Consider the following 3,458-nt stretch of genomic DNA (forward strand, 5'->3'; position numbering starts at 1 on the left):
TAATTATGCTTTTTGTGCTCAGCTGTACAAGAATTACATTTCTGATCGTTGCATGACTCGCTGAGATGTGATTTATTGAAGGTATGGGTTTGGCCAAATCTCATCGGTAAGTAGCGCATCTGTATAATCTACGATGTCGCTCGTGTTTAACTTTTCTCAATAAAATCTTTAATTTAAATTGTTAGTACGAATTGTCATTACATCGTAAGTCACTATCTTCGTTTTGAATGACGTTCGCTTAAGTTTGAACTACGCAGTATTAGAAACGCTAATGCTGAACGAGAAAAAGGTGAGGATATTACCTATGAAGAGACAGAAAAGAGACCGTTTAGAAAGAGCACATTCACAAGGATTTAAGGCAGGATTAGCCGGTCGGTCGAAAGAAAATTGTCCCTATCAACAAGTAGAACACAGATCAGAATGGTTAGGCGGATGGCGAGAAGCGATGGATAATCGCAACATCTTTAAAACCTGATACCGAATTTTAGGAGAGCAAAGCCCCAAATGGGGCTTTGTGTGTTTTTAAAGCTATTAAACGATAATAGCTCAAAAGTTAAAATGCGCTGGTATCTTGGAAAAGACCTACTTTCAAATCTTTTGCTTCATAGATCACACGACCATCAACTTCGACGATACCATCTGCTAGACCCATAAATAGCTTACGTTTGATAACGCGCTTCATTTCAATGCGATAAGTCACTTTTTTAGCAGTTGGTAAGATTTGACCCGTAAACTTTACTTCGCCCACACCGAGTGCACGGCCAAGACCAGGACCACCAGACCAACCAAGGAAGAAGCCAACTAATTGCCACATTGCATCCAGACCTAAACAACCAGGCATTACTGGATCACCTTTAAAGTGGCAATCGAAGAACCACAGATCAGGATTGATGTCGAGTTCAGCAATAATTTGACCTTTACCATGCTCACCACCGTCATCATTAATTTGAACGATGCGATCCATCATTAACATGTTGTCGCTAGGTAGGCGGCAGTTGCCTTCACCAAACATTTCTCCGCGACCACATAAAATAAGTTCTTCTTTTGTATAGCTGTTCTTCGGTTCCATAAATCTTCTTCTTAGCTTGCAAATTGACGCTACTTTAGCGTACAGATGTACGCTAAACAACTCCGAACAGTTAAAAAGCGTACGGAGACTTGTAAATTTTGCGCTAAAGATATGTCTATTTGATTAAATTTCAAAAAGTTGAAGAGATTAAATGCAAATCAGTTCCAATTAGGGGCGATTTATAATGTGAAAATCATTATAATCTGGGATGATTTTTTAGCAGGCTATTTTAGGTGATCTATGCTCCTTTTTGTTGACTCTTTGACCGTAATTGATTTTTCGTACCTTTGCCCACGTCGTGGTGCGGTAGGTGAAAGTTGGATCACCGATATTGTGTTGCATGGTGAGCTAAACGAAGAGTCTATGGTGTTAGACTTTGCAAAAGTTAAAAAGCAAATCAAACGTATTATTGATGAAAAGCTGGACCATAAATTAGCGGTACCCAGCGGGCTTGTGTGTAATGCAAAGCACAGTGAAGGCCGATTTGGATTTGATATGCAATTTGATGGAAATCACTTAGCCATGAATGCACCGGAAGAAGCGGTCTGTGTAGTGGAAGGGGATGAAATCAATGCAGCCAATGCAATCGCTTACCTTAAGTCTGTTATTATGCCGCATATGCCTGAAAACGTGAAAGATTTAGATATAACACTGCGCCCAGAGGCCGCTACAGGCTTCTATTATCACTATAGCCATGGCTTAAAGAAACACGATGGTAACTGTCAACGTATTATTCATGGTCACCGCTCATTGATTGGTGTGAAGCTAAATGATATCAGCATGCCTAGATTACAAAAACAATGGGCGGATAAATGGCAAGATATTTATCTTGGTAGTGAAGAAGATTTAATTGATCCTAGTTTGCTTAAGTATGTAACCGCTCAAGATAAAGATTATGCGTTCGCGTATACCTCGTCGCAGGGATATTTTGAGTTGGCGGTCAGCAAATCACGTTGCGATATATTACCTTGTGATACAACAGTTGAATGTATTGCGGAGTATCTTGCTGGCCAAATAAAGCTGAAAAACCCACATGATAAGGTTGAAGTAAGGGCGTACGAAGGGGTTGGAAAAGGAGCGATTGCGTATGCTTAAACGTGCAATTGTCATATTGCTTGCGAGCACTACATTATTTGCTGAGGCGCTTGAATTAAAAGGTAACCTTACACAAGGTGGCTTAGTCGTCGGCAAGCTTGAAAATGCAACTGAGATAAAACTAAACGAGACCAAATTAAAGCGCTCTAAAGATGGCTATTTTGTGTTTGGTTTTGGCCGTGACGCAGAACTTAACCATACTTTGAGTTGGCAATCTGATGATGGTCAAAAGCATCGCCAAGCGATAGTGATCACGAAACGAGATTACGATATAGACAAGATCACAGGTGTTGCTAAGAAGTATGTTTCGCCACCAGAGTCGGTGCTAAAGCGCATACGTGAAGAAGCACAAGCCGTATCAAAAGCAAGGCAAGGTAATTCGGATTTATTATTCTTTAAAGACCCTGTTTTTAGACCTGCGAAGGGCCGTATTTCAGGCGTTTATGGTAGTCAAAGATATTTTAATGGTGAGCCAAGACGCCCACACTTTGGTTTGGATATCGCAAATAAAACCGGTGAACCAGTCTTAGCGCCGGTATCGGGTAAAGTGGTGTTTGCAAATCCAGATCTTTACTACAGTGGCGGCACTTTGATTATTGACCACGGTCATGGAATTACTTCTACGTATATCCACCTGAGTAAACTGGACGTTGAAGTTGGTGATACAGTAAAAACAGGCGATAAAATCGCAGAAATTGGCGCAACGGGTAGGGTAACAGGCCCGCATTTGGATTGGCGCTTTAATTGGTTCGGGGAGCGACTCGACCCAGCTCTACTTATGAATGATACACTAGCGGATAAAGCAGTACAAAAATGACAGACGAACAAAGACAAGCCATCGTTGAGCAACGCATTAAAAGCTCAATCACACACGTAACAAAGACTGTATTCCCGGGCCGTACTAACCATCACAACACCTTATTTGGTGGTGACGCTCTGGCTTGGATGGACGAAGTTGCCTTTATTGCTGCAACGCGTTTTTGTCGCAAACCCTTGGTAACGATCTCTTCAGACCGAGTTGATTTCAAAGAGGCAATTCCGGCAGGTACTTTTGCGGAATTAGTATCGAAAGTGGTGCATGTTGGTAATACTAGCTTAAAGGTTGATGTTGAAATTTACCTTGAAAGAATGCACAAAGATGATAAACACTTAGCAATTACAGGCAGTTTTACCTTTGTTGCCGTGGATGACAATCATAGGCCAACTCCTGTGGTTTGTGACAAGATGCTAAATGGCTTTGATAGCTAGTTTTATCTTTAATAATCTATCTATGAAGCAAATATRGGGCTAAGCC

Annotated in this window: 5 protein-coding genes; 4 read left to right on the forward strand and 1 reads right to left on the reverse strand. The window is 41.1% G+C overall.

Annotation, left to right across the window (positions count from 1 at the left end; translation table 11 throughout):
- The first annotated feature begins 304 nt into the window (after positions 1-304).
- The gene (gene rmf / locus L1D50_RS22230) at positions 305-475 is read left to right on the forward strand and encodes a ribosome modulation factor (RefSeq protein ID WP_010372771.1); all 171 of its coding nucleotides are present in this window, start codon (positions 305-307) and stop codon (positions 473-475) included.
- A gap of 78 nt (positions 476-553) precedes the next feature.
- On the opposite strand, the gene fabA is transcribed toward rmf, so the two are convergent.
- Positions 554-1,069 carry a 3-hydroxyacyl-[acyl-carrier-protein] dehydratase FabA gene (gene fabA / locus L1D50_RS22235; protein ID WP_010372774.1) on the reverse strand — a complete coding sequence of 172 codons (516 nt, stop codon included), beginning with the start codon at positions 1,067-1,069 and terminating at the stop codon, positions 554-556.
- Positions 1,070-1,309: 240 nt separating this feature from the next.
- Between fabA and L1D50_RS22240 the strand changes: the two genes are divergently transcribed.
- The 3 genes from L1D50_RS22240 to L1D50_RS22250 are packed head-to-tail and all read left to right on the forward strand — an operon-like array spanning position 1,310 to position 3,412.
- Positions 1,310-2,164 carry a 6-carboxytetrahydropterin synthase gene (locus tag L1D50_RS22240; protein ID WP_239966864.1) on the forward strand — a complete coding sequence of 285 codons (855 nt, stop codon included), beginning with the start codon at positions 1,310-1,312 and terminating at the stop codon, positions 2,162-2,164.
- The gene (locus L1D50_RS22245; protein WP_128728108.1) at positions 2,157-2,981 is read left to right on the forward strand and encodes a M23 family metallopeptidase; all 825 of its coding nucleotides are present in this window, start codon (positions 2,157-2,159) and stop codon (positions 2,979-2,981) included. Before L1D50_RS22240 ends, L1D50_RS22245 begins: the two co-directional genes overlap by 8 nt.
- A complete protein-coding gene (locus tag L1D50_RS22250) occupies positions 2,978-3,412 on the forward strand; it encodes an acyl-CoA thioesterase (RefSeq protein ID WP_010372783.1) in 435 nt (144 codons plus the stop codon). The genes L1D50_RS22245 and L1D50_RS22250 overlap by 4 nt, the downstream gene beginning before the upstream one ends.
- The last annotated feature ends 46 nt before the right edge of the window (positions 3,413-3,458 follow it).

Source organism: Pseudoalteromonas sp. Isolate6, from assembly GCF_022398435.1.
In the GTDB taxonomy this organism is placed as follows: Bacteria; Pseudomonadota; Gammaproteobacteria; order Enterobacterales; family Alteromonadaceae; genus Pseudoalteromonas; species Pseudoalteromonas galatheae.

Coding starts and splice junctions, on each gene's coding strand:
- L1D50_RS22245 (WP_128728108.1), top strand. CDS start 2,157: ATGCTTAAACGTGCAATTGTCATATTGCTTGCGAGCACTACATTATTT.
- L1D50_RS22250 (WP_010372783.1), top strand. CDS start 2,978: ATGACAGACGAACAAAGACAAGCCATCGTTGAGCAACGCATTAAAAGC.
- L1D50_RS22240 (WP_239966864.1), top strand. CDS start 1,310: ATGCTCCTTTTTGTTGACTCTTTGACCGTAATTGATTTTTCGTACCTT.
- rmf (WP_010372771.1), top strand. CDS start 305: ATGAAGAGACAGAAAAGAGACCGTTTAGAAAGAGCACATTCACAAGGA.
- fabA (WP_010372774.1), bottom strand. CDS start 1,069: ATGGAACCGAAGAACAGCTATACAAAAGAAGAACTTATTTTATGTGGT.